Annotated in this window: 22 protein-coding genes; 16 read left to right on the top strand and 6 right to left on the bottom strand. The window is 74.4% G+C overall.

Translation table 11 applies throughout. The annotated features are described in order from the left end of the window. Positions 1-56: 56 nt before the first annotated feature. Entirely contained in the window at positions 57-866 is an 810-nt protein-coding gene (locus DQ237_RS18170; protein WP_113801560.1) for an RNA methyltransferase, read from the top strand. Here DQ237_RS18170 and DQ237_RS18165 read toward each other — a convergent pair. Beyond that, positions 863-1,789 carry a diiron oxygenase gene (locus tag DQ237_RS18165; protein ID WP_113801559.1) on the bottom strand — a complete coding sequence of 309 codons (927 nt, stop codon included), beginning with the start codon at positions 1,787-1,789 and terminating at the stop codon, positions 863-865. The genes DQ237_RS18170 and DQ237_RS18165 overlap by 4 nt on opposite strands. An 89-nt stretch (positions 1,790-1,878) precedes the next feature. On the opposite strand from DQ237_RS18165, the gene DQ237_RS18160 reads away from it, so the two are divergent. Together DQ237_RS18160 and DQ237_RS18155 are read left to right on the top strand one after the other, a co-directional pair. After that, positions 1,879-2,523 carry a TetR/AcrR family transcriptional regulator gene (locus tag DQ237_RS18160; protein WP_166509675.1) on the top strand — a complete coding sequence of 215 codons (645 nt, stop codon included), beginning with the start codon at positions 1,879-1,881 and terminating at the stop codon, positions 2,521-2,523. Positions 2,524-2,537: 14 nt separating this feature from the next. Next, entirely contained in the window at positions 2,538-2,831 is a 294-nt protein-coding gene (locus DQ237_RS18155; RefSeq protein ID WP_113801557.1) for a DUF4873 domain-containing protein, read from the top strand. Between the two features lie 3 nt (positions 2,832-2,834). On the opposite strand, the gene DQ237_RS18150 is transcribed toward DQ237_RS18155, so the two are convergent. Together DQ237_RS18150 and DQ237_RS18145 are read right to left on the bottom strand one after the other, a co-directional pair. Further along, positions 2,835-5,081 (bottom strand): EAL domain-containing protein, encoded by a 2,247-nt coding sequence (locus DQ237_RS18150; RefSeq protein ID WP_113801611.1) that lies wholly within the window; start codon positions 5,079-5,081, stop codon positions 2,835-2,837. A gap of 81 nt (positions 5,082-5,162) precedes the next feature. Continuing rightward, on the bottom strand, positions 5,163-6,005 hold the full coding sequence (locus DQ237_RS18145) for a DMT family transporter (protein ID WP_113801610.1): 843 nt from the start codon (positions 6,003-6,005) through the stop codon (positions 5,163-5,165). A gap of 182 nt (positions 6,006-6,187) precedes the next feature. Between DQ237_RS18145 and pheS the strand changes: the two genes are divergently transcribed. The 3 genes from pheS to DQ237_RS18130 are packed head-to-tail and all read left to right on the top strand — an operon-like array spanning position 6,188 to position 10,525. Then, positions 6,188-7,270, top strand: coding sequence for a phenylalanine--tRNA ligase subunit alpha (gene pheS, locus DQ237_RS18140; RefSeq protein WP_113801556.1), 1,083 nt, complete (start codon positions 6,188-6,190; stop codon positions 7,268-7,270). Beyond that, the gene (pheT, locus tag DQ237_RS18135) at positions 7,267-9,729 is read left to right on the top strand and encodes a phenylalanine--tRNA ligase subunit beta (protein WP_113801555.1); all 2,463 of its coding nucleotides are present in this window, start codon (positions 7,267-7,269) and stop codon (positions 9,727-9,729) included. Before pheS ends, pheT begins: the two co-directional genes overlap by 4 nt. After that, positions 9,722-10,525 (top strand): SDR family NAD(P)-dependent oxidoreductase, encoded by an 804-nt coding sequence (locus DQ237_RS18130; RefSeq protein ID WP_113801554.1) that lies wholly within the window; start codon positions 9,722-9,724, stop codon positions 10,523-10,525. The genes pheT and DQ237_RS18130 overlap by 8 nt, the downstream gene beginning before the upstream one ends. Here DQ237_RS18130 and DQ237_RS18125 read toward each other — a convergent pair. Continuing rightward, on the bottom strand, positions 10,498-11,283 hold the full coding sequence (locus DQ237_RS18125; RefSeq protein ID WP_113801553.1) for a helix-turn-helix domain-containing protein: 786 nt from the start codon (positions 11,281-11,283) through the stop codon (positions 10,498-10,500). The genes DQ237_RS18130 and DQ237_RS18125 overlap by 28 nt on opposite strands. Positions 11,284-11,408: 125 nt before the next feature. On the opposite strand from DQ237_RS18125, the gene DQ237_RS18120 reads away from it, so the two are divergent. Next, positions 11,409-11,771 (top strand): nuclear transport factor 2 family protein, encoded by a 363-nt coding sequence (locus tag DQ237_RS18120; protein ID WP_113801552.1) that lies wholly within the window; start codon positions 11,409-11,411, stop codon positions 11,769-11,771. A gap of 26 nt (positions 11,772-11,797) precedes the next feature. On the opposite strand, the gene DQ237_RS18115 is transcribed toward DQ237_RS18120, so the two are convergent. Both DQ237_RS18115 and DQ237_RS18110 read right to left on the bottom strand, forming a co-directional pair. Next, positions 11,798-12,205 carry a glyoxalase superfamily protein gene (locus DQ237_RS18115; protein ID WP_113801551.1) on the bottom strand — a complete coding sequence of 136 codons (408 nt, stop codon included), beginning with the start codon at positions 12,203-12,205 and terminating at the stop codon, positions 11,798-11,800. A 59-nt stretch (positions 12,206-12,264) separates the two neighbouring features. Then, complete coding sequence (locus DQ237_RS18110; protein ID WP_166509674.1) at positions 12,265-12,579, bottom strand: STAS domain-containing protein; 315 nt, start codon at positions 12,577-12,579, stop codon at positions 12,265-12,267. A 142-nt stretch (positions 12,580-12,721) separates the two neighbouring features. Here DQ237_RS18110 and argC point away from each other — a divergent pair, with 142 nt between their 5' ends. The 9 genes from argC to tyrS are packed head-to-tail and all read left to right on the top strand — an operon-like array spanning position 12,722 to position 22,012. After that, positions 12,722-13,759: an N-acetyl-gamma-glutamyl-phosphate reductase gene (argC, locus tag DQ237_RS18105; RefSeq protein ID WP_240619726.1), complete on the top strand. Its 1,038-nt coding sequence runs from the start codon at positions 12,722-12,724 to the stop codon at positions 13,757-13,759. 25 nt (positions 13,760-13,784) lie between these two features. After that, positions 13,785-14,936: a bifunctional glutamate N-acetyltransferase/amino-acid acetyltransferase ArgJ gene (argJ, locus tag DQ237_RS18100; RefSeq protein ID WP_113801548.1), complete on the top strand. Its 1,152-nt coding sequence runs from the start codon at positions 13,785-13,787 to the stop codon at positions 14,934-14,936. Next, complete coding sequence (argB, locus tag DQ237_RS18095) at positions 14,933-15,952, top strand: acetylglutamate kinase (RefSeq protein ID WP_113801547.1); 1,020 nt, start codon at positions 14,933-14,935, stop codon at positions 15,950-15,952. Before argJ ends, argB begins: the two co-directional genes overlap by 4 nt. Continuing rightward, positions 15,949-17,139: an acetylornithine transaminase gene (locus DQ237_RS18090; RefSeq protein WP_113801546.1), complete on the top strand. Its 1,191-nt coding sequence runs from the start codon at positions 15,949-15,951 to the stop codon at positions 17,137-17,139. The genes argB and DQ237_RS18090 overlap by 4 nt, the downstream gene beginning before the upstream one ends. Beyond that, entirely contained in the window at positions 17,136-18,083 is a 948-nt protein-coding gene (gene argF / locus DQ237_RS18085; RefSeq protein ID WP_113801545.1) for an ornithine carbamoyltransferase, read from the top strand. Before DQ237_RS18090 ends, argF begins: the two co-directional genes overlap by 4 nt. Continuing rightward, on the top strand, positions 18,080-18,619 hold the full coding sequence (locus DQ237_RS18080; RefSeq protein ID WP_113801544.1) for an arginine repressor: 540 nt from the start codon (positions 18,080-18,082) through the stop codon (positions 18,617-18,619). The genes argF and DQ237_RS18080 overlap by 4 nt, the downstream gene beginning before the upstream one ends. Then, positions 18,616-20,058 (top strand): argininosuccinate lyase, encoded by a 1,443-nt coding sequence (gene argH / locus DQ237_RS18075; protein WP_113801543.1) that lies wholly within the window; start codon positions 18,616-18,618, stop codon positions 20,056-20,058. The genes DQ237_RS18080 and argH overlap by 4 nt, the downstream gene beginning before the upstream one ends. A gap of 2 nt (positions 20,059-20,060) precedes the next feature. Beyond that, the gene (locus DQ237_RS18070) at positions 20,061-20,738 is read left to right on the top strand and encodes a DNA-3-methyladenine glycosylase (protein ID WP_113801542.1); all 678 of its coding nucleotides are present in this window, start codon (positions 20,061-20,063) and stop codon (positions 20,736-20,738) included. Continuing rightward, positions 20,735-22,012 (top strand): tyrosine--tRNA ligase, encoded by a 1,278-nt coding sequence (tyrS, locus tag DQ237_RS18065; RefSeq protein ID WP_113801541.1) that lies wholly within the window; start codon positions 20,735-20,737, stop codon positions 22,010-22,012. The genes DQ237_RS18070 and tyrS overlap by 4 nt, the downstream gene beginning before the upstream one ends. Positions 22,013-22,238 lie beyond the last annotated feature (226 nt).

Here is a 22,238-nt window from a genome sequence, read left to right as displayed (position 1 = left end):
GGCCCCCGGGGTCGGCGCCGGCGGCGTCGCCGTCTGTACCGAGAGGAGTCCCTCCCGTGACCGAGCTGCTGACCGAGCGGTCCGGGCGGGTCGCCGCCGCACGCAAGCTCACCCGCCGTCCCGGCCGTGAGAGCGCCGGCCTGTTCCTCGCCGAGGGGCGCCAGGCCGTGGCCGAGGCGTTGGCCCAGCCCGCCGGTGTCCGCGAGGTGTTCGCCACCGAGGCCGCGGCCGCCGCGCACCACGACCTGCTGGCCGGCACCGCCGTGCCGGTCCGGCTGATGTCGGAGAAGGCGGCCGTGGGCCTCTCCGAGACCGTCACCCCGCAGGGCCTCGTCGCCGTCTGCGAGCTCCGCGACGTCCCCGCCGAGCAGCTGACGACGTCGCCACCGCGGCTGGCCGTCGCGCTCGCCGAGCTCGCCGACCCGGGTAACGCCGGGACCGTGCTGCGCACCGCCGACGCGTGCGGCGCCGGCGCCGTCGTCTTCGGAACCGGCTCGGCCGATCCCTACGGCGGCAAGGCGGTGCGGTCCAGCGCCGGGAGCCTCTTCCACGTCGACGTCGTCCGGAGTGCGCCGCTGGAGTCGCTGCTCCCCGCGGTCCGCGCCGCCGGGGTCACGGTGCTGGCCGCCGACGGCGGGGGAGAGGTGGAGCTCCCGGAGCTGGTGCCGGCCGGTCGGCTCGCCGGACCGGTGCTGTGGTTGTTCGGCAACGAGGCCCGTGGGGTGCCCGCCGACCTGGCGGCCCTGGCCGATGCCCGGGTCCGGATCCCGATGCGCGGCCGAGCGGAGAGCCTGAACCTCGCCGCCGCCGCCGCGATCTGCCTGTACACGACCTCGCTCGCCCAGGAGCCGGGGCCGGCCGCCTAGAGCAGGCCTGCGCGCTTCCAGAGCCGCTCCGACGGGCCGCCGATCAGGCCGACCCCGCGCAGGAACGAGACGAGCCCGGCGGCGGAGTCCTTGAGCTTCGCGGTGTAGTGCTCGTTGCCGCGTGCGGCGGCGCGGGCCACCCTCGGGTCCAGCCCCACCGCCGCGTACACCTGCGGCTGCACCAGGTTCTCCGCCACGATCGCGGCGCAGGCGGCGACCATCGTCCGGTGCCGGTGGCGCTGCAGGAACGACAGCTCCGGGGTGCGCCGGGCGACCTCCTCACGGGCGAAACGCATGTGCCGCGCCTCCTCGACGACGTGGATCTGGCTGGTCGCGCGGGTGAGCGGCTGCACCCGCTCGTCCTTCATCAGGTCGCGCTGGAAGATGTCGAGGATCTCCTCCGCCACGAGGATGGCGGCGTAGGCGGCCGGGCCGTCGGCCCGCGCGGCGTAGGCCTTGCCCAGCGTCAGCAGCGCAGCGGGCGGGCCGTACGACGGGGCGCCGAAGGTCTGCGCCGTGCGGGCGAACATCACCGAGTGCCGGCACTCGTCGGCGATCTCGGTGAGTGCCCACTGCACGTGCGGCTGGGCGGGGTCGTCGCCGTAGATGTCGCGCAGCACGAGCTGCATGAGCAGGTGCTCGAACCAGATCCCGATGCCGGAGATCGAGCAGTACTCGTGGATGGTCAGCCGGACCCGCTGCGCGTGGTCCAGCTGCTCCCACAACGGCGTGCCGTACAGCGTGGACCACTCCGGTGACAGACCGTAGAGGTCGTCGGGGATCGGGGCGGTCCAGTCGATGTCGACGACGGGGTCGTAGGACTTCTTCGCCGCCGATCCGAGCAGCCGTGTCGAGAGGGCCTGCCGGTCCACGGGCGCCTTGCCCGTCGAGCGTTCGCGGCCGGACGGAAGGATGGTGGTCATCGGCGGGCTCCCCCTGGACGTCGGTAGGACTGCAACGGAAGGTAGCTGTTACCTTGGAACACATGCAAAGGGTGGTGGAGTCGCCGGGCGTGTCGCAGCCCACGACGCCGTCACCGGCGCCCGACGGCCGGCGCTCCCGCTGGACCGAGCACCGCAGGGCCCGCAAGGAAGAACTCGTGGACGCCGCCGTCGCCGCCGTGCGGCTGGTCGGCCCCGAGTTCTCCGTCGACGACGTCGCGCGCAGCGCCGGGGTGTCGAAGACCGTCATCTACCGCTACTTCAGCGACAAGGACGAGCTGATCGACGCCGTCCTCGACCGGATCTCCCAGGCCATCCTGCTTCCGCGGCTCCTCGGCGAGCTCGCCGTCGACCGGGCCGACGACCGGGACCGGCTGCGTGCCGTCATCGCCGCATTCGTCGCCCTGATCGAGGACGAGCCGGCCCTCTACCGCTTCGCCTACGCCCAGACCGGCCGGGCCGGCCGCGCGGACCTGGTCGCGGCCACCGAGCACGCCGTCGCCACGGCGCTGGGCGGCCTGATCCAGGAGCGCCTGGCCCGGGTGGGGCGGCCGACCGAGGGCGCCATGACCTGGGCCTACGGCGTGGTGGGGATGGTCCAGCTGGCGTCGCACTGGTGGTCGGTCGCCCGCACCGTGCCCGCTGCGGAGCTGGTCGACCAGCTCACGGCACTGGCCGACGGCGGTCTGGGGACGCTGCTCCCGCCGCGGAGCTGACGAGGGGGAGGTCGATGAGCGAGCACGAGGAGCCCGAGGGCTACGAGGGTGAGGTCGCCGTCGTCGTCGACGGCGTGTCGACGACGACGCGAGCGGCGCTCGCCGCCCGCTTCGATCCGCTCGCCGGCTCCGTCGTCTGGTCCGGGCGGGTCGCCGTCCAGGCGGCCCCCCGGACGCGGCTGGAGATCACCACCCCGCACGGGACCTCGGTCGCCGAGGCCACCGAGGCCGATCCCTGGGGCAACACCCGGGTCAGCGGCATCGGCCGGCCGCCGTTCCGCGTCGAGCTGCTCGACGAGGTCGGCTGACCGTCAGCGGGCCGAGGTCCGCCCGGCGGCCAGATCGGCGACGGCCAGCAGACCGGGCACGTCCTGGGCGTCTGCGGGGAAGCGCGCCGCACCGACCCGGGCGGCCAGCACCACCGGACCACCGCCGACGACGACAGGACCCTGGACGGCGCAGCTGAGCTCGTCGACCACCCGCTCGGTCTCCTCCTCGGCCGTCGCCGGGGCCAGCCCCGGCAGGACGACGGCGAACGAGTCCCGGGTCCAGCGGGCCACCAGGTCACCGCGGCGCAGGCGCGTCCGCAGCCGCTCGGCGGTGGCGCGCATCAGCCCCTCCGCGGCGGCCGGCCCGAGGTCGCACTCCAGCTGGGCATGGCCGTCCACGGCGACGACCAGCAGCGCCACGGCGTCGCCGGACGCCGTCGCGTTCCACAGCGCGGTCTCCACCTGCTGCTGCAGGTGCGCGCGGGTCGGCAGGCCGGTGAGCGGGTCGGTGACCGCCAGCTCCTCGATCTGGGCGAGGTAGCGGCGGGCCCGGTCCCGCTCACGCTCCAGGGCGCGCTCGGCCTCCACCCGGTCGGTGACGTCGACCTGCACGCCGATGTACTGGACGACGGCGCCGCTCTCGTCGGTGACCGGGGCGAGGTGCAGCTCGTTGAACCACGGGGTGCGCTCGGGGCCACGGACGTTGAGCAGCACCTCGCGGCACTCCTCGCCGGCGGCGATGGCGTCGCGGATGCGGGCGACCGCGGCGGCGTCGGTGTCGGGTCCCTGCAGGAAGCGGCAGTTGCGGCCCAGCAGCTCCTCGCGCGGCAGGCCGGCGAGCCGCTCGAACGCGGCGTTCACGTAGACCATGGGCTGGTCGGGGAGCCGGACGTCGACCAGGCAGACACCGCTGGGCGTGGCGTCCAGGGCCCGGCGCACCAGCACGTTGTCACCGAGCAGCGCCGCCACCTCCGGCGAGGTGGCCGGCGTGGCGGCCGGCACCCGAACCGCCCGGGGTGCGACGCGCGGCCCCGGAGCGCCCGGGGCCACCCGGTCCAGCAGGCTGCGCCCGGCCCGCACGGCGACGTCGCGGTCGTAGGTCAGGGCGTACTCGAACTGACGCTCCAGGTCCGGGCCGACGGTGCCCAGGTCGCGGGCCAGCAGGGCGACGCTGAAGTGCGGGGCCAGGACGACGACGTCCCACTCACCCCGGACCGGGTCGGTGGGCGACAGGTCGGCACCGCGCACCCCCGGCAGCGGCTCGACCGGCAGGCCCTCACCCAGGGCGCAGACGAAACCGGTGCGCTCGACCAGGTCGCGGTAGCGCTGGCTGGTCGACGGAGTGACGTGCCGGGCCTCCTGGAAGGTGGCGGCGACCACGCAGGTCTCGCCGAGCCGCATCGCCTCGCGCTCGAGCTGCTTGCTGAGCTCGATGAGCAGGCTCTTGGGCGCGCGGCGCAGCGTCGTCCCCTCGGGCAGGCACGCGAAGGGGGAGGTGCTGGGGTCGGGCACCGACCTCTCGACCGGCGCGGGCAGCGACCCAACCGGGCGGTCGGTGGCCGGTGTGTCGGAGGGGCGGCCGAACAGCCAGCCCTGACCGAGCGTGGCCCCGAGCGCGCGGGCCACGGCCAGGTGCCGGTCGTCCTCGATGCCCTCGGCGAGCACGGCCGCACCGCTGGCCTCGGCGTAGGCGTTGACCGCGTTCATGATCTGCGCGATCGCCGGGCCGGGGCGGTCCTGCACCAGCCGCAGGTCGAGCTTGACCACGTCGGGGCGCAGCAGCGGCATGAACGCCAGCGACATCGGCTCGGCGCCGACGTCGTCCAGCGCGATGCCCCAGCCCAGTTCCCGCACGCGGGCGACGGTCCGCAGCAGCTCGGCGGGGCGGGCGGCGATGGCCCGCTCGGTGATCTCGAGGACCACGCGCAACCGGCCGGGAGCCGCATCGGCGATGGCCAGCAGATCGTCCAGCGGTGCGGTGTCCAGGACCTCGGGCTCGACGTTGACGAACAGCGCCAGCGGAGCGGCGATGCCGTGCCGGCTCGCCCCCTCGAAGGCCGCGACGCGGCAGGCGCCGTCGAGCTCGGCGAGGCGACCGGCCTCGCGGGCGGCGGCGAAGAGCTGGTCGGGCCGCTGCAGGGGACCCTCCGGGCCGCGGGCCAGCGCCTCGTGGGCGACGACGCGACCGCTGTCGAGCTCGACGATGGGCTGGAAGACGCTGCGCACGCCACCGGGGCGCAGCGCGGCGTCGAGGGCAGCGCTGAGGGCGGCGTCGGCTGTCGGGCGCACGGGGTCCACGGAACGGGGATCGGCCGCCGCCGCGGAGGACCGGAGTCGACCGGCGCGATCACCCCCCGAAGGGGGAGTCCCTCAACCGGGGAGCGTGATCAGCACGACGGCCGCGGCGGCGGTGACGAGACCTGTCACCTGTGCCGCGACCAGCCGCTCCCGCAGCACCAGCTGGGCGAGCACGACCGTGCTCACCGGGTACAGGGAGGAGAGCACGCCGATGACGGCCAGCGGGCCGTCGGTCTGGGTGGCGAGCAGGAACAGGGCGTTGGCCGCCATGTCGCCCACTCCGGAGACCACGACGAGCGGCAGGGCCGGCCGGGTGGGCCGCAGCTCACCGCGGGTGGCGAGGGCCACCAGCAGCACGAGGAGCACCGATGCCGTGCGCGCCGCGGCGAGCGGGGTGAGCCCGGCATCGGCCGAGGTGCGGTCGAGCAGGACGAAGAAGACCCCGAAGGCGGTGCCGGCGGCCAGAGCCGGGAGCAGCGAGTCGGGGCGGGCGGCCCGCAGCGCGCGCAGGCCGCCCTCGGCGGATACCAGGACGACGGCGACCAGCGCGAGGACGATCCCGGCGGCGGCCCATCCGTCGATGCGGTCCCCGCCGAGCAGTCCGGCGAGGACCGGCACGGCAGCGGCGGTCACGCCGGTGACCGGGGCGACGACGCTCATGGCGCCGCCGGCGAGCGCGCGGAAGAAGACGAGCAGGCCGGTGGCACCGGCGAGCCCGGCCGCCGCGCCCCAGCCGAGATCGGCGGGGGTCACCGATCCGCCGAGCCAGGGGAGCAGGAGCAGGAGGGAGACCAGCCCGACGACCTGGGAGAGGACGACGACGGCGAACACCGACGCCCTCCGGCTGGCCAGACCGCCGAGGAAGTCCGAGGCCCCGTAGACGACCGCCGACGCCAGCGCGAGGACGACCGCCACGCCCACCTCCGACTTGCGATGATGATGATCAGGTCACCTGATCATCCCGGGTCCTACCTCGTGGTCGACGGTGAGGGAGGACCCCGAACGGTGAGGGAGGACGCTGGTGCCGGCGACCGGAGGGATCCTCGCAGCGGAACCCAGGCGCGGGCCGGTCGGGTGGGCGGGCAGAATGGCCTCCCGTGTCTGGCGCCAACGATCCGTACGACCCGAAGCAGGTCGCCGCGCTGTCCCGGGAGGCCTTGGAGGAAGCGCTGACGCTCGGCGTCGCCGCCTTCCAGAACGCCGGGGACCTCGAGCAGCTCGCCACCGTCCGGCCCGACCACCTGGGTGACCGCGCGCCGCTGCTGCTGGCCCGCCGCGAGTTGGGAGCGCTGCCACCCGCGGCGCGTTCGGACGCCGGCAAGCGGCTCAACAGCGTGCTCGGCGACCTCAAGAAGTTCTACGCCGAGCGGCTGGAGCAGCTCGAGGCCGAGCGCGACGCGCGCGTGCTGGCCGAGGAGCGGGTCGACGTCACGCTCCCGTGGGACCGCACGCCCCGGGGAGCCCGGCACCCGCTGACCACGCTCACCGACCGGATCGCCGACATCTTCGTCGGGATGGGCTACGAGGTAGCCGAGGGCCCCGAGCTCGAGGCGGAGTGGCTGAACTTCGACGCGCTCAACATCGGCCCCGACCACCCGTCGCGCTCGATGATGGACACGTTCTTCGTGGCGGGTGGGCCGGGTCAGGACGAGAACTCCGGCCTCGTCCTGCGTACGCACACCAGCCCGGTGCAGGCGCGCACCATGCTCGACCGGCGGCCGCCGCTCTACGTCGTCGCCCCCGGCCGGGTCTACCGCACCGACGAGCTCGACGCGACGCACCTGCCGGTCTTCCACCAGGTCGAGGGCCTGGCCGTCGACAAGGGCCTGACCATGGCCCACCTGCGCGGCACCCTGGACCACCTGGCCCGGCAGCTGTTCGGCCCGGACGCACGCACCCGCTGGCGCCCGCACTTCTTCCCCTTCACCGAGCCCTCGGCGGAGTTCGACGTCTGGTTCCCCGAGCACCGCGACGGCCCGCAGTGGGTCGAGTGGGGCGGCTGCGGGATGGTCAACCCGCGGGTGCTGCGGGCGTGCGGCATCGACCCGGACGAGTACTCCGGCTTCGCGTTCGGCATGGGCATCGAGCGAGCGCTGCAGTTCCGCTCGGCGGTGTCGGACATGCACGACATCGCCGAGGCCGACGTCCGCTTCACGAGCGTTTTCGGAGTTGAGCAGTGAAGGTCCCCGTCAGCTGGCTGTCCGAGCTCGTCGACCTCCCGTCCGGCATCACGGTCGAGGAGCTCGACGACGCCTTCGTGCGGCTCGGCTTCGAGGTGGAGGAGATCGCCCGCCCGCCGGCGACGACCGGTCCGCTCGTCGTCGGCGAGGTCCTGGAGATCGAGGAGCTCACCGGCTTCAAGAAGCCGATCCGGTACTGCCAGGTCGAGGTCGGGGAGAGCGAACCGCGGGGCATCGTCTGCGGCGCGCGCAACTTCGCCGTCGGTGATCTCGTGGTGGCCGCACTGCCCGGTGTGGTGCTCCCCGGGGACTTCGCCATCGCGGCGCGGTCGACCTACGGGAAGACGTCGGACGGGATGATCTGCTCGGTCCGCGAGCTCGGCATCGGCGAGGACCACGCGGGGATCCTGGTCCTGGGGCAGGACGGCGTCGAGCCGGGCACCCCGGCCGGCCCGCTGCTCGGTCTGGACGACGTCGTCTTCGACCTCGACGTCACCCCGGACCGCGGCTACGCGATGTCGATGCGCGGCATCGCACGCGACCTGGCCGGCGTCCTCGGCGTCTCCTGGCGCGACCCCGCCGACCTGCCGCTGCCCGAGTGGCACGGCGCTCCGGCGTGGGAGGTCACCGTCGCCGACCCCGAGCGCTGCGACCGGTTCTCCATGCTCGCCCTGGAGGGCCTGGACCCGGCGGCGCCCAGCCCGTGGGCGCTCCGGCGCCGGCTGACCCAGTGCGGCGTGCGCAGCATCTCGCTGGCCGTCGACGTCACCAACTACGTGATGCTCGAGCTCGGCCAGCCGATGCACGCCTTCGACCGCGACACCGTGCGTGGCCCGATCACGGTCCGGACGGCGGCGGCGGGGGAGCGGCTCACCACCCTGGACGGCGCCGACCGCGCGCTGACCGAGGACGACCTGCTGATCACCGACGAGTCCGGCCCGATCGGCATGGCCGGTGTCATGGGCGGCGCCTCGACCGAGATCGGCGACTCGACCACCGCGGTGCTGCTGGAGGCCGCGCACTGGGAGCCCACCGGCATCTCCCGCGGGGTGCGCCGGCACCGGCTGCCCAGCGAGGCCGGCAAGCGCTTCGAGCGCGGCACCGACCCCGAGGTCACCGTCGTGGCGCTGGCCCGCGCGGCCGGCCTGCTCGTCGAGCACGGCGGCGCCCGCGTCGTGGGCACGCCGGTCGACGTCGACACCCGGGAGCCGGGCTACGGCATCGCGCTGGACGTCTCGCTCCCGGGCCGGATCGCCGGCGTCCCCTACACCCGCGGGCAGGTGCTCGAGGCGCTCGAGGCGGTCGGCGCGACGGTCGAGGGCGACGGCGACACCGTCCGGGTCGCTCCGCCGTCCTGGCGCGGGGACCTGCTGGAGCCGGCCGACCTGGTCGAGGAGGTCGTGCGCTTCCGCGGGTTCGACGAGATCCCGTCGATCCTGCCGACCGCTCCGCCCGGGCGGGGGCTCACCGAGCGGCAGCGTCGTCGGCGCAGCATCGGTCGCGCGCTGGCCGACGCCGGCTACGTCGAGGCCCCGGCGTTCCCGTTCATCGGGACGCCGCAGCTCGACGCGCTGGGCCTGCCCGCCGACGACGACCGCCGCCAGGTGATCACCGTGCGCAACCCGCTGTCGGAGGAGGCCCCGGCGCTGCGGACGACGCTGCTGCCCGGCCTGCTCGCCTCGCTGGCCCGCAACCTCGCCCGCGGGCAGCGTGACGTCGCCCTGTTCGAGCACGGCACCGTGTTCCCGGGTGGAGAGCGCTCGGCCGCCCCTCTCCCGGGGGTCGACCGGCGTCCGGACGACGCCACCCTCGCCGCGCTGCTGGGTGCGGTCCCCGCTCAGCCGTGGCACGTGGCCGTGGCGATCACCGGCCAGCGCGAGCCGCGCGGCTGGTGGGGCCCGGGCCGCCCGGCCGAGTGGGCCGACGCCGTGCAGGTGGCACGGACCGTCGCCGAGGCCGCCGGGGCCGCGCTGACCGTGCGCGCGGGGGAGCGGGCGCCGTGGCACCCGGGGCGCTGCGCCGAGCTGCTGGTCGACGGGGCCGTCGTCGGGTACGCCGGCGAGCTGCACCCGAAGGTCTGCGAGACCCTCGGCCTTCCGCCGCGCACCTCGGTGATGGAGTTGGACGCCGATGCCTTCCCGGCGCCGGACGTGCCGCAGGCCCCGCCGATCTCCACCTTCCCGCCGGTGCTCATCGATCTGGCGCTCGTGGTCCCCGTCGAGGTCCCGGCCGCCGACGTCGCCGCCGCGCTGCGCGAGGGCGCGGGGGAGCTGCTGGAGGACCTGCGGCTGTTCGACGTCTACACCGGCGCCCCGGTGCCCGAGGGCTCCCGCTCGTTGGCCTATGCGCTGACGCTGCGCGCACCGGACCGGACGCTCACCGGCGAGGAGGCGGCCGCCGTGCGCGACTCGGCGCTCGCCGCCGCGACCGCCGCCACCGGGGCGACGCTGCGTGGGTGACCTGAGCGGCGTCGCCCTCGTCACGGGGGCGTCCACCGGGATCGGCCGGCACCTCGTCGAGGGGCTGGCCGCCCGCGGCATGGCTGTGGCCGGCCTCGCCCGGAACGGCGACCGGCTCCGGACGGCGATGGACGACGTCGCGGCGGCGACCGGTGCCCGCACGCTGGCCGTGGCCGCCGACGTCACCGACCGCGCGTCGGTCGAGGACGCGGTGGGTCGGGTCCGCGAGGAGCTCGGGCCGATCGACCTGCTGGTCAACAACGCGGGGCTGATCGACGAGTTCGAGGTGCCGGTCTGGGAGGCCGACGCCGACCAGTGGTGGGACGTCGTCTCCAGCCACGTCCGCGGCGCGCAGCTGACCATCCGCAACGTGGTGCCGTGGATGGTGCTGCGCAACCGGGGGCGGGTGGTGAACATCGCCAGCGGCATGAGCACCCGGGCCAATCCCGACTACTCGGCCTACTCGGTGGCCAAGACGGGGCTGATGCGGCTCACCGAGGCGCTGGTCGCCGGGCTCGAGGGTTCCGACGTGCGGGCCTTCGACGTCGCACCGGGCGTCGTCGACACCCCGATGACGCGCTCGATGCACATGTGGCAGGGGTTCGAGGACTGGACGCCGCCCGGGGCCGTCGTCGACATCGTCGCAGCGATCGCCGCCGGTGAGCTCGACCAGTGGTCCGGCCGCTTCGTGCGGGCGGGCAAGGACGACCTGGACGTGCTGCGCTCGACCACCCCCGAGGACGCCGCCCGGCAGCTCCGGCTGCGCCCCTACGGTGACACCGACCCGCTCGCCTGAGCCCGGACCGCCTCCGCGGTGCGCTCGTCGGCGGGCAGGAACGCCTCGACGCTGACCTCGGCCGCGGTCAGGTCCACCGCGGTGCCGAACGTCGTCACGGTGGAGAGGAACGACAGCTCGTCGTCCCCGACCCGGATGCGCAGCGGAACGGCGATGCCGTCCGGCGGGCTCGGGTCCAGACCACCGGGGAGCAGGGACAGCTCCCGGTGCAGGGCCGCCAGCCCGGCATCACCGGAGAGCCGGGTCTCGCGGGCCAGCCGCTGGAGCACGTGCGCCCGCCACTGGGGCAGGTTGCGGATCCGCGGCGCCATCCCGTCGGGGTGCAGGGACAACCGCAGGACGTTGACCGGCGGCTCCAGCAGCCGCGGGTCCGCGCCGTCGGTCAGCAGCGGAACTCCCCGGTTGGCGGCGACCATGTCCCAGCCGCGGTCGACCACCGCGGCGGGGAACGGCTCGTAGGCGGCCAGCACCGTCTCGATGGCGCGCCGGACGGCCTGCATGTCCGGGGTGGCCAGACCCCGCCGCCCGTAGACCGGGGCGTAGCCGGCCGCGACGAGCAGCTCGTTGCGCGCGCGCAGCGGCACCTCCAGCTGCTCGGCCAGGTGCAGCACCATCTCGCGGCTGGGCTGCGACCGCCCGGTCTCCACGAAGCTCAGGTGGCGGGCGGAGACACCCGCCTCGTTGGAGAGGTCGAGCTGGGAGAGGCGGCGCCGCTGCCGCCAGGAACGCAGCAGGTGCCCGACGGGTGGGGAGGTCATGGCGCCGACCGTAGGGCGACGGCGTCCTCCGGTCGCTTACCTCGCAGGTAATCGACCCGCCTCCCTCGTCCCGCGACGGTGGTCTCCGAACCGCCACCCGGGCGGTGAACCGAGAGGAGCCCACCATGAGCGACTACACGACCCTCGCCGAGCGCTACATCGGCGCCTGGAACGAGACCGACCCGGAGGCCCGCCGCCGCGCGGTCGAGGAGCTGTGGACGCCCGACGGCCGCTACGTCGACCCGCTGGCCGATGCCACCGGCGGCGAGGGGATCGCGGCCACCATCGCCGCGGTGCAGGCTCAGTTCCCAGGGTTCGTCTTCCGGCTGAACGGCCCCGTCGACGGCCACCACGACCAGCTGCGGTTCTCCTGGGAGCTCGGCCCGGAGGGGGACGCCGCGCCGATCGCCGGTTCCGACGTCGCCGTCACCGACGGGAACGGCCGGCTGCGCACCGTCCTGGGCTTCCTCGACCGCGTGCCCGGCTGACCATGCGCGGGCCGCCCCGGTCGTCGTCAGCCGGCCGGGGCGGCCTCGACGATCCAGACGTGGTTGCCGTCGGGGTCCGCGACGCTGAACAGGAGCGGAGCTCCGGGCATCCGGGTCGGGGTCGGCCCGACCTCCACGTCGCCCCGGGCGGCGAGCCGGGCGTGCTCGGCCAGGACGTCGCTGCTCTCGACGCCGATCGCGGAGCCACCGGGGGTGTCGCCCATGGGCGGGTTGAGGGCGAGCCGGGCGGCCGAACCGCGCGGGGCGACCTCCAGCCAGCGGTGCTCGCCGTTCTCGCCGAAGCGCTGGTCACCGCGCACCTCGAAGCCGAGCACGTCGACGTAGAAGGCGAGCGCGGCGTCCTGGTCCCGCACGGTGAACATGGCGGTGGCGAGCTGGGTCAGGGTGGTGGCCGAGGCCTGAGAAGTGGTCATGCACGTCTGACCCCCGGACGCCCGAGAACTCATCGCCGACCGTCGGCCCCGGCGTCGAGTCAGGCGACGGTGGCGAACAGCGGGCCGGCACCGGTGATGTCGACCAGCCGGCGCACCGAGCTCGACGGGCGGCGCAGCTCGGGCATGCGGCCGGAGCGGCGAGCCGCCTCGGTCTCCCGGACGACCAGCCGCAGGCCGCGGCAGTCGAGGAACGTCGTGCCGGAGACGTCGACGGCGACAGCCCTTCCGTGGTGCTGCCCGGAGGCATCCCACCGCGCGACCACCGCGGAGTCGACCTCTCCGCGCAGCCGCAGCACCGGGCCGGCCTCCTCGTCGACCAGGTCGATGGCGCCGAACGGCTCGGTGATCTGCACGGGAACCCCCTCCTCGTCCGGCGAGCATCGTCGGACGAGGAGCACTGTGCCTCTGGGTACTGACAGAACCGCGAACGGTGACTGACAGGCGGCTGGGAAACCGCCGTGAACGTTCATGCACGACCGTGTATGGTCATGCACCGTGAACGCGCAGACGTGGACGGTCGGGGTCACCGGCGCCACCGGGTACGCGGGCGGTGAGGTGTGCCGGCTGCTGGCCGGGCACCCGAACCTCCGGCTGACCGGGGTGCACGCCAACTCGAGCGCCGGCCGACGCCTGGGCGAGCTGCAGCCCCACCTCCTCCCGTACGCCGGGATGGTCGTCCAGCCCAGCGACGCCGCGAGCCTCGCCGGCTACGACGTCGTCGTCCTGGCGCTCCCGCACGGTGAGTCCGCGGCGATCGCCGACCAGCTGCCCGCGGAGACGCTGGTCATCGACTGCGGTGCCGACCACCGGCTGAACGACCCCGCCGCCTGGAACCGGTGGTACGGCGGGGTGCACGCCGGCACCTGGCCCTACGGCCTGCCGGAGCTGCCCGGCCAGCGGGAGGAGATCGCCGGTGCGACCCGGATCGCCGTCCCCGGCTGCTACCCGACCTCGGTCACCCTCGCGATGGCACCGGCCCTTGCAGCCGGCCTGGTCGAGCCCGAGGTCGTCGTGGTCGCCGCCAGCGGGACCTCCGGCGCGGGCAGGTCGCCCAAGGCGCACCTGCTGGGCAGCGAGGTCATGGGCGCGGCCAGCGCCTACGGCGTCGGGGGAGTGCACCGGCACACCCCGGAGATGATCCAGGGGCTGTCGCAGGCGGCAGGCCGTGACGTGGGCGTGAGCTTCACGCCGACGCTGGTGCCGATGAGCCGCGGCATCCTCGCCACCTGCTCGGCGAAGCTGGCGCCCGGCGTCGACGCCCAGGCCGCCCGCGCCGCGTACGAGAAGGCCTACGCCGACGAGCCGTTCGTCCACCTGCTGCCGGAGGGTCAGTGGCCCACCACCGCGCAGGTGCTGGGTGCGAACACCGTCGCGCTGCAGATCGCCGTCGACGTCGACGCGAACCGCCTGGTCGTCGTCGCCGCCGTCGACAACCTCACCAAGGGCACCGGGGGAGCGGCGGTCCAGTGCGCCAACCTCGCCCTGGGCCTGCCGGAGACCACCGGCCTTCCCGTCGTAGGAGTCGCACCGTGACCATCTCCGCACCAGAGGATGCCCAGTGAGCGTCACCGCCCCGCAGGGGTTCTCCGCCGCCGGCGTCGCCGCCGGGCTCAAGTCGAGCGGCGACCCCGACGTCGCCGTCGTCCTCAACACCGGACCGGACGACGCCGCAGCCGCCGTCTTCACCACCAACCGGTTCCCGGCCGCGCCCGTGCAGTGGAGCCGCCAGGTGCTCGCCGGTCAGCGGTGCCGCGCCGTCGTCCTCAACTCCGGAGGGGCCAACGCCTGCACCGGCCCCGAGGGCTTCTCAGACACCCACGCAACCGCCGAGCACGCCGCCGCGGCCCTCGACATCGGCGCGATCGATGTCGCCGTCGCCAGCACCGGCCTGATCGGTGTCCGGCTGCCCATGGACGAGCTCACCGCCGGCGTCACCGACGCCGTCACGAAGCTCTCCGAGGACGGCGGCCCCGACGCCGCCCGCGCGATCATGACCACCGACAGCGTCCCCAAGACGACCATCCAGCAGCGCGAGGGCTGGACCGTCGGCGGCATGGCCAAGGGCGCGGGCATGCTCGCCCCGAGCCTGGCCACGATGCTCGTCGTCCTCACCACCGACGCCGCCGCCGACCCCGACGTGCTGCAGCGTGCGCTCGAGGCGGCCACCGCGGTCAGCTTCGAGCGGGTGGACTCCGACGGCTGCCTGTCGACCAACGACACCGTGATCGCGATGGCGAACGGCGTGAGCGGCGCCGAGCCGACCGAGGAGGAGCTGACCGAGGCGCTCACCGCCGCGTGCACCGACCTCGCGATGCAGCTGCTGGCCGACGCCGAGGGCTCCACCAAGGACATCGCGATCACCGTCCGCAACGCCGCCAGCGTCGAGGACGCGCTGACCGCCGGCCGGGCGTGCGCCCGCAACAACCTGCTGAAGACCGCACTGTTCGGCAACGACCCCAACTGGGGTCGCGTGCTCGCCGCCATCGGCACCACCGACGCCGCCTTCGAGGCCGACCAGGTCGACGTCACGATCAACGGCGTGACCGTCTGCCGGGGCGGCTCGATCGGTGACCCGCGCGAGGGGGTCGACCTCACCGGCCGGGCGATCACGATCGACGTCGACCTCAAGGCGGGCGGCGAGCAGGCCACCGTCTGGACCAACGACCTGTCCATCGCCTACGTGCACGAGAACTCGGCGTACTCGACGTGAGCGACCACCAGGACGCCCCACCCCAGGACCCGACCCCGCCCGACGTCCGGGTCGACGAGCACGCACCGCCGCCGAAGCTGCCGCGCACGGTCGGCACCCGCCGCGTCATGCGCACGCACGACCCGGAGGGTGACGCCGCGAAGGTCGCCGTCCTCACCGGCGCACTGCCCTGGCTCAAGGAGTTCCACGGCAACGTCGTCGTCATCAAGTACGGCGGCCACGCCATGGTCGACGACGCCTGCCGTCGGGCCTTCGCCGAGGACATGGTCTTCCTGCGGACCTGCGAGATCCTGCCGGTCGTGGTGCACGGCGGAGGCCCGCAGATCAGCGCGATGCTGGGCAAGCTCGGCATCGCCAGCGAGTTCCGCGGCGGCCTGCGGGTCACCACACCGGAGACGATCGACGTCGTGCGGATGGTGCTCACCGGACAGGTCGGACCGGACATCGTCGGGCTGATCAACCAGCACGGCCCGATGGCGGTGCACCTCTCCGGCGAGGACGGCGGCCTGTTCACCGCGGAGCGCACGCAGGCGATCGTCGACGGCGAGCCGGTCGACGTCGGGCTGGTCGGCGACGTGGTCGCCGTCGACACCACCCCGGTCACCGCGCTGCTGGAGGCCGGGCACATCCCGGTCGTCGCCAGCGTCGCCCCGGATGCCGACGGCGTCGTGCACAACGTCAACGCCGACACCGCGGCCGCGGCCCTCGCGGCGGCCCTCGGCGCGGTGAAGATGGTCGTCCTCACCGACGTCGAGGGGCTCTACGCCGACTGGCCCGACCGCGACTCGCTGGTCCAGCAGATCGACGCCACCGAGCTGGCCGAGATCCTGCCGACCCTGGACGCCGGGATGATCCCGAAGATGGCGGCCTGCCTCCGGGCGGTCGAGGGCGGCGTGAAGCGGGCGACGGTCGTCGACGGTCGCACCCCGCACGCGCTGCTGCTGGAGACGTTCACCACCGAAGGCACCGGGACGATGGTCGTCCCGGCGAAGGACCAGAAGGAGGGCACAGCATGACGCACACCGAGGAGCTGGCCCGCCGCTGGTCAGCGGTGATGATGAACAACTACAAGGCACCGCCGGTGGCCCTGGACTCCGGCAGCGGCGCGACCGTGACCGACGTCGACGGTCGCGCGTACACCGACCTGCTCGGTGGCATCGCGACCACGATCCTCGGGCACGCCCACCCCAAGGTGGTCGAGGCGATCACCACGCAGGCGGCCAAGCTCGGCCACGTGTCCAACCTCGCGATGCACGAACCCGGCGTGCTGCTCGCCGAGCGGCTGCTGGAGCTCGCCGGCCGTCCCGGTCGCGTGTTCTTCTGCAACTCCGGCGCCGAGGCCAACGAGGCGGCGTTCAAGGTCAGCCGGCTCACCGGACGTCCCCAGGTGATCACCGCCGAGGGCGCCTTCCACGGCCGGACGATGGGCGCCCTGGCGCTCACCGGCCAGCCCTCGAAGGCCGCGGCCTTCGCACCGCTGCCCGGCGGGGTCTCCTACGTCCCGTACGGGGACGCCGACGCGCTGGTGGCCGCGGTCTCCGGGCGGACGGCGATGGTCCTGCTGGAGCCGATGCTGGGGGAGGGCGGCGTGCTGCCCGCGCCCGCCGGCTACCTCGCCTCGGCGGCGACGGCGGCGAAGGACGCCGGTGCGCTGTTCGCCCTCGACGAGGTGCAGACCGGCATCGGCCGTACCGGCCACTGGTTCGCGCACCAGGCCGACGGACTCCGGCCCGACGTCATCACCCTGGCCAAGGCGCTCGGCGGAGGCCTGCCGATCGGCGCGATGCTCGCCTTCGGCGAGGCGGCGGACCTGCTGACGGCGGGGTCGCACGGCTCGACCTTCGGTGGGAACCCGATCGCCGCCGCTGCCGCTCTGGCGGTCCTCGACACGATCCGCGACGAGGGGCTGCTGGAGCGGGCCAAGGAGCTCGAGCACCGGTTCACCACGGGCATCGAGGGCCTCGGCCACGCCGGCATCAGTGGCGTCCGGGGGAGGGGCGCGCTGCTCGGCGTCGTCCTCACCGCCGACGTCGCACCCGCCCTGGAGACCCAGCTGCGGGCAGCCGGCTTCCTCACCAACGCGGTGGCACCGGGTGTGCTCCGCCTCGCCCCGCCCCTCGTCCTCACCGACGCCCAGGTCGACGCGTTCGTCGCCGCCCTTCCCTCCGCGCTCGACGCTGCACTCCAGGAGAACGACCAGTGACCCGGCACTTCCTCACGGACGACGACCTCAGCCCGGCCGAGCAGGCCGAGGTGCTCGCCCTGGCCGCTGCGCTCAAGGCCTCGCGGGGCACCTCGGCGGCACCCACGCCGCTGCGGGCGCCCAACGGCGCGCCGCGGACCGTCGCCGTGCTCTTCGACAAGCCCTCGACCCGCACCCGGGTCTCCTTCTCCGTGGGCGTCACCGAGCTCGGCGGCTTCCCGCTGGTGATCGATGCCGGCAGCAGCCAGCTCGGCCGCGGGGAGTCGGTGGAGGACACCGCTCGGGTGCTCGACCGGCAGGTGGCCGCGATCGTGTGGCGCACGTTCGGGCAGGAGCGGATCGAGGCCATGGCGGCCACCAGCCGCGTGCCGGTGGTGAACGCGCTCACCGACGAGTACCACCCCTGCCAGATCCTCGCCGACCTGCAGACGGTCATCGAGCGCAAGGGCTCGCTGGCCGGACGCTCGATGACTTACCTCGGCGACGGCGCCAACAACATGGCGCACTCCTACCTGCTGGGCGGCGCGACCGCGGGCATGCACGTGCGGATCGGCTCGCCGGAGGCCTTCCGGCCCGACCCCGCCGTCCTCGACCGCGCGGCCAAGATCGCCGCCGAGACCGGCGGGTCGGTGGGCTGGACCGCCGACGCCGCGGCCGCCACCGACGGTGCCGACGTCCTGGTCACCGACACCTGGGTGTCGATGGGCCAGGAGGACGAGTACGACGCACGGGTCGCACCGTTCCTGCCGTACGCACTGGACGAGGCGGCGCTGTCCCGCGCGGGGGACGAGGCCGTCGTGCTGCACTGCCTGCCGGCCTACCGGGGCAAGGAGATCGCCGCCGACGTCATCGACGGCCCGCGCAGCGCCGTCTGGGACGAGGCGGAGAACCGGCTGCACGCGCAGAAGGCCGTGTTGACCTGGCTCCTGGAGCGATCGGCATGACCTCCGCCGTCGGACGCTCCGCGCGCCAGGCCCGCATCCGCGCGCTGATCGAGGCCCAGCCGGTCAGCTCGCAGACCCAGCTGGCCGCGCTCCTCGCCGAGTCCGGCATCGAGGTCACCCAGGCGACGCTCTCGCGCGACCTGGAGGAGCTCGGTGCGGTGAAGCTGCGGGGCTCCGACGGCGCTCCCGCCTCCTACGTGGTGCCGCCGGAGAACGCGCCGCTGCGTCCGGCCCAGGCGGCGCCGGCGCGGCTGACCCGGCTGCTGGCCGATCTGCTCACCAGCGCCGAGGGGAGTGCCAACCTCGCCGTGCTGCGTACCCCGCCCGGTGCGGCGCAGTTCCTGGCCTCGGCACTGGACAAGGTGGGCCTCCCCGACGTCCTGGGCACCATCGCGGGGGACGACACTCTGCTGGTCGTCTCGCGCGCCCCCGACGGCGGGCCCGCGCTCGCCGACCGGCTCCGTGCGCTCGCGCAGCGCACGCCCGCCGTCTACCCCGAACTGAGCGCCGACCTGGAAGAGGAACCCGGCACGTGAGCAGCACCGCACCTGGATCGCAGACCCGGCTCTGGGGCGGGCGCTTCGGCGGTGGCCCGTCACCGGCCATGGCGGCACTGAGCAAGTCCACGCACTTCGACTGGCAGCTCGCGCCGTTCGACCTCGCCGGCTCCCGCGCCCACGCCCGCGTGCTGCACCGCGCCGGCCTGCTCGCCGACGACGAGCTCGAGCAGATGCTCGGTGCGCTCCGCGAGCTCTCGACCGAGGTCGCCGACGGCACCTTCACCGCGATCGACTCCGACGAGGACGTGCACGAGGCCCTCGAGCGGGGCCTGACCGAGAAGCTCGGCGCGCTCGGCGGCAAGCTGCGCGCCGGCCGCAGCCGCAACGACCAGATCGCCACCGACCTGCGGCTCTACCTCCGCCACCACGTGCGCGCGCTGGTGGGGGAGCTGTCCTCGCTGGAGTTCGCGCTGCTCGGGCTGGCCCAGCGGTACTCCGACGTCGCCGCGCCCGGCATGACCCACCTGCAGCACGCCCAGCCGGTGCTCATCAGCCACCAGCTGCTCGCGCACGCCCACTCGGTCGCGCGCGACGTCGACCGGCTCCGCGACTGGGACAGGCGTGCTGCGGTGAGCCCGTACGGCTCGGGCGCGCTGGCCGGCTCCTCGCTGCCCCTGGACCCCGACGCCGTCGCCGCCGAGCTCGGCTTCGACCGGGCGTCGGAGAACTCCATCGACGGGGTCAGCGACCGCGACTTCGCCGCCGAGTTCTGCTTCGTCGCGGCCCTTCTCGGCGTCCACCTCTCGCGGCTGGGGGAGGAGGTCGTCCTCTGGACGTCGACCGAGTTCGGCTGGGCGCGCCTGGACGACGCCTGGGCCACGGGGTCCTCGATCATGCCGCAGAAGAAAAACCCCGACATCGCCGAGCTGGCCCGCGGGAAGTCCGGTCGGTTCGTCGGCAACCTGACCGGCATCCTCACGATGCTCAAGGGCCTTCCGCTGGCCTACGACCGCGACCTGCAGGAGGACAAGGAGCCGGTCTTCGACTCCATGGACCAGCTGCTCCTGCTGCTCCCCGCCGTCACCGGGATGATCGCCACCCTGACGCTGCGGCCCGAGGTGCTCGAGGCCGCAGCGCCCCAGGGGTTCGCACTCGCCACCGATGTCGCCGAGTGGCTCGTCCGCCAGGGCGTGCCGTTCCGCTCGGCGCACGAGATCAGCGGCGCGATGGTCGCCTTCTGCGAGGAGGCCGGCCTGGAGCTCGACCAGCTCGACGACGACCAGCTCGCCGGCATCGACGAGCGCCTCACCCCCGAGGTGCGATCGGTGCTCTCGGTCAGCGGCGCGCTGGCCGCGCGCAGCACCCGCGGGGGCACGGCCCCGGTCCGGGTCGCCGAGCAGATGACCGGGCTCAAGGCGCTCGCCACCGAGCACGCGGACTGGGCGTCGTCGTCGCCGGTGGCGCCGGTCCTCTGACCGTGTCGCCCGACCCGACGCCGTCGCCCGGTCCCGTCCTCCGCGCCGAGGAGCTGCTCGGGCCGGTCGACGTCGTCGCGCGGTCGCTGCTCGGTTGCTGGGTGGTGACCGACCGGCCGGAGGGAACGGTCGCCCTGCGGTTGACCGAGGTGGAGGCCTACTCGGGCTCCGGCATCGACCCCGCAGCGCACTCGCACCGTGGGCCGACGCCGCGCGCCGCGATCATGTTCGGCCCGCCCGGGCGGCTCTACGTCTACTTCTCCTACGGGGTGCACTGGTGCGCCAACGTCGTCGTCGGCCCCGAGGGCGACGGCGAGGCGGTCCTGATGCGCGCGGGCGACGTCGTGGTGGGGGAGGAGCTCGCCCGCTCTCGCCGGCCGGCCGCCCGATCCCCCCGCGACCTGGCCGGTGGCCCGGCCCGGCTGACCCAGGCACTGGCGATCGGGCGGGAGGACCTGGGGACCGACCTGCTCGATGCGTCGTCGCCGGTGCGGTTGCACCGGGGGCCCGCGCCGGCCGACGTCTCGGCGGGGCCGCGGGTCGGGATCAGCGTGGCGACGGAGCTGCCGTGGCGGTTCTGGGAGACCGGCGCCCCGTCGGTGAGCGCTTTCCGGGCGGGGGGCGCTGGACGGGTGGGTAGGTCGCGGAGTCGTCGCGCCGGGCAGGATGGTGCCCCGTGACCGATGTGATCGACGAACTGCACCGCCGCGGCCTCATCGCCCAGAGCACCGACGAGGCCGCGCTGCGCGAGCACCTCGCCACCGGCCCGGTCGCGTACTACGCCGGGTTCGATCCGACGGCGCCCAGCCTGCACGTCGGCCACCTGCTGCAGTTCATGGTGCTGCGGGCCCTCCAGCGGGCCGGCCACCAGCCGGTCGTCCTCGTCGGGGGCGCGACCGGTCTGATCGGCGACCCGCGGCCGTCGTCGGAGCGCCAGCTCAACGACCGGGACACCGTCGCGGGCTGGGTCGAGCGCATCCGTGACCAGGTGGCACCGTTCCTCGACGTCCCCGCGGAGACCGAGGGCCTCCGGGGGCCGGTCTACGTGAACAACCTCGACTGGACGGCGCCGGTGTCGGCCATCGACTTCCTCCGGGACATCGGCAAGCACTTCCGGGTGAGCCAGATGCTGGCGAAGGAGGCGGTCTCCGCCCGGCTGAACTCCGAGGCCGGGATCAGCTACACCGAGTTCAGCTACCAGATCCTGCAGGCCAACGACTTCCGCGAGCTGCACCGCCGGCACGGCGTCACGTTGCAGACCGGCGGCTCGGACCAGTGGGGCAACCTCACCGCCGGCATCGATCTCGTGCGCCGCACCGAGGGTGCGAAGGTGCACGCGCTCTCCACGCCACTGGTCACGAAGTCCGACGGGACGAAGTTCGGCAAGAGCGAGGGTGGCGCCGTCTGGCTCGACCCCGCGCTCACGTCGCCCTACGCCTTCTTCCAGTTCTGGCTGAACGCCGACGACGCCGATGCGCGGGCCTGGCTGCCGCTGTACTCCGAGCGCCCGGCCGAGGAGGTCGAGGCCCTGATCGCGGAGAGCGTGGAGCGGCCGGCGGCGCGCACCGCACAGCGCGCGCTGGCCGAGGAGCTCACGCTGCTCGTCCACGGACCGGATCAGCTCGCCCAGGCCGAGGCCGCCGGGCGGGCGCTCTTCGGGCGGGAGGACCTGGCGTCCCTGGACGCCGCGACCCTGACCGCCGCGCTGCAGGAGGCCGGGAGCATCACCGTCGACGGCGACCTCCCCACGGTGGCGCAGCTGCTCCAGCAGACGGGCCTGGTGGCCTCCCTGTCCGAGGCCCGGCGCACGGTCAAGGAGGGCGGCGCCTACCTGAACAACGAGCGCGTCACCGACGGCGACGTCGTGCCCGGGGAGGACGCCTGGCTGCCCGGCGGTTGGTTGGTCCTGCGCCGCGGGCGCCGCGCCATCGCCGGGGTGCGCCGGGGGGTCTGACCCGCGCAGGGGCCGGCCCGGGGAGGGCTTCTGACGTGCGTGTCGGGCGTCACCGCCCCCCGGGTTTGACCCCGCCCAGGGGGCCGTGTAACTTTCTCTCTGCGCCGCGCGGCCCGGGAGGGCCGCCGGACCGGGCCCCGCGGGTAGCGGGTCGACCGGAAACCGGCGTAGAGTTGGACATCCAGCCAGGAGCGAAGCCCGGAAGGGTCGAGTTTCTGCGCGTCCG

It is taken from the genome of Blastococcus sp. TF02-8 (assembly GCF_003319175.1).
Lineage (GTDB): Bacteria > Actinomycetota > Actinomycetes > Mycobacteriales > Geodermatophilaceae > Blastococcus.
Note: the sequence above shows the minus strand (reverse complement) of the source record. Positions and strands in the feature narration are given on the sequence as shown.

Excerpts from the sequence above, each read along its gene's own strand:
- DQ237_RS18165 (WP_113801559.1), bottom strand. The coding sequence starts at position 1,789 with ATGACCACCATCCTTCCGTCCGGCCGCGAACGCTCGACGGGCAAGGCG.
- DQ237_RS18155 (WP_113801557.1), top strand. The coding sequence starts at position 2,538 with ATGAGCGAGCACGAGGAGCCCGAGGGCTACGAGGGTGAGGTCGCCGTC.
- DQ237_RS18125 (WP_113801553.1), bottom strand. The coding sequence starts at position 11,283 with ATGACCTCCCCACCCGTCGGGCACCTGCTGCGTTCCTGGCGGCAGCGG.
- DQ237_RS18120 (WP_113801552.1), top strand. The coding sequence starts at position 11,409 with ATGAGCGACTACACGACCCTCGCCGAGCGCTACATCGGCGCCTGGAAC.
- DQ237_RS18115 (WP_113801551.1), bottom strand. The coding sequence starts at position 12,205 with ATGACCACTTCTCAGGCCTCGGCCACCACCCTGACCCAGCTCGCCACC.
- DQ237_RS18090 (WP_113801546.1), top strand. The coding sequence starts at position 15,949 with ATGACGCACACCGAGGAGCTGGCCCGCCGCTGGTCAGCGGTGATGATG.
- DQ237_RS18080 (WP_113801544.1), top strand. The coding sequence starts at position 18,080 with ATGACCTCCGCCGTCGGACGCTCCGCGCGCCAGGCCCGCATCCGCGCG.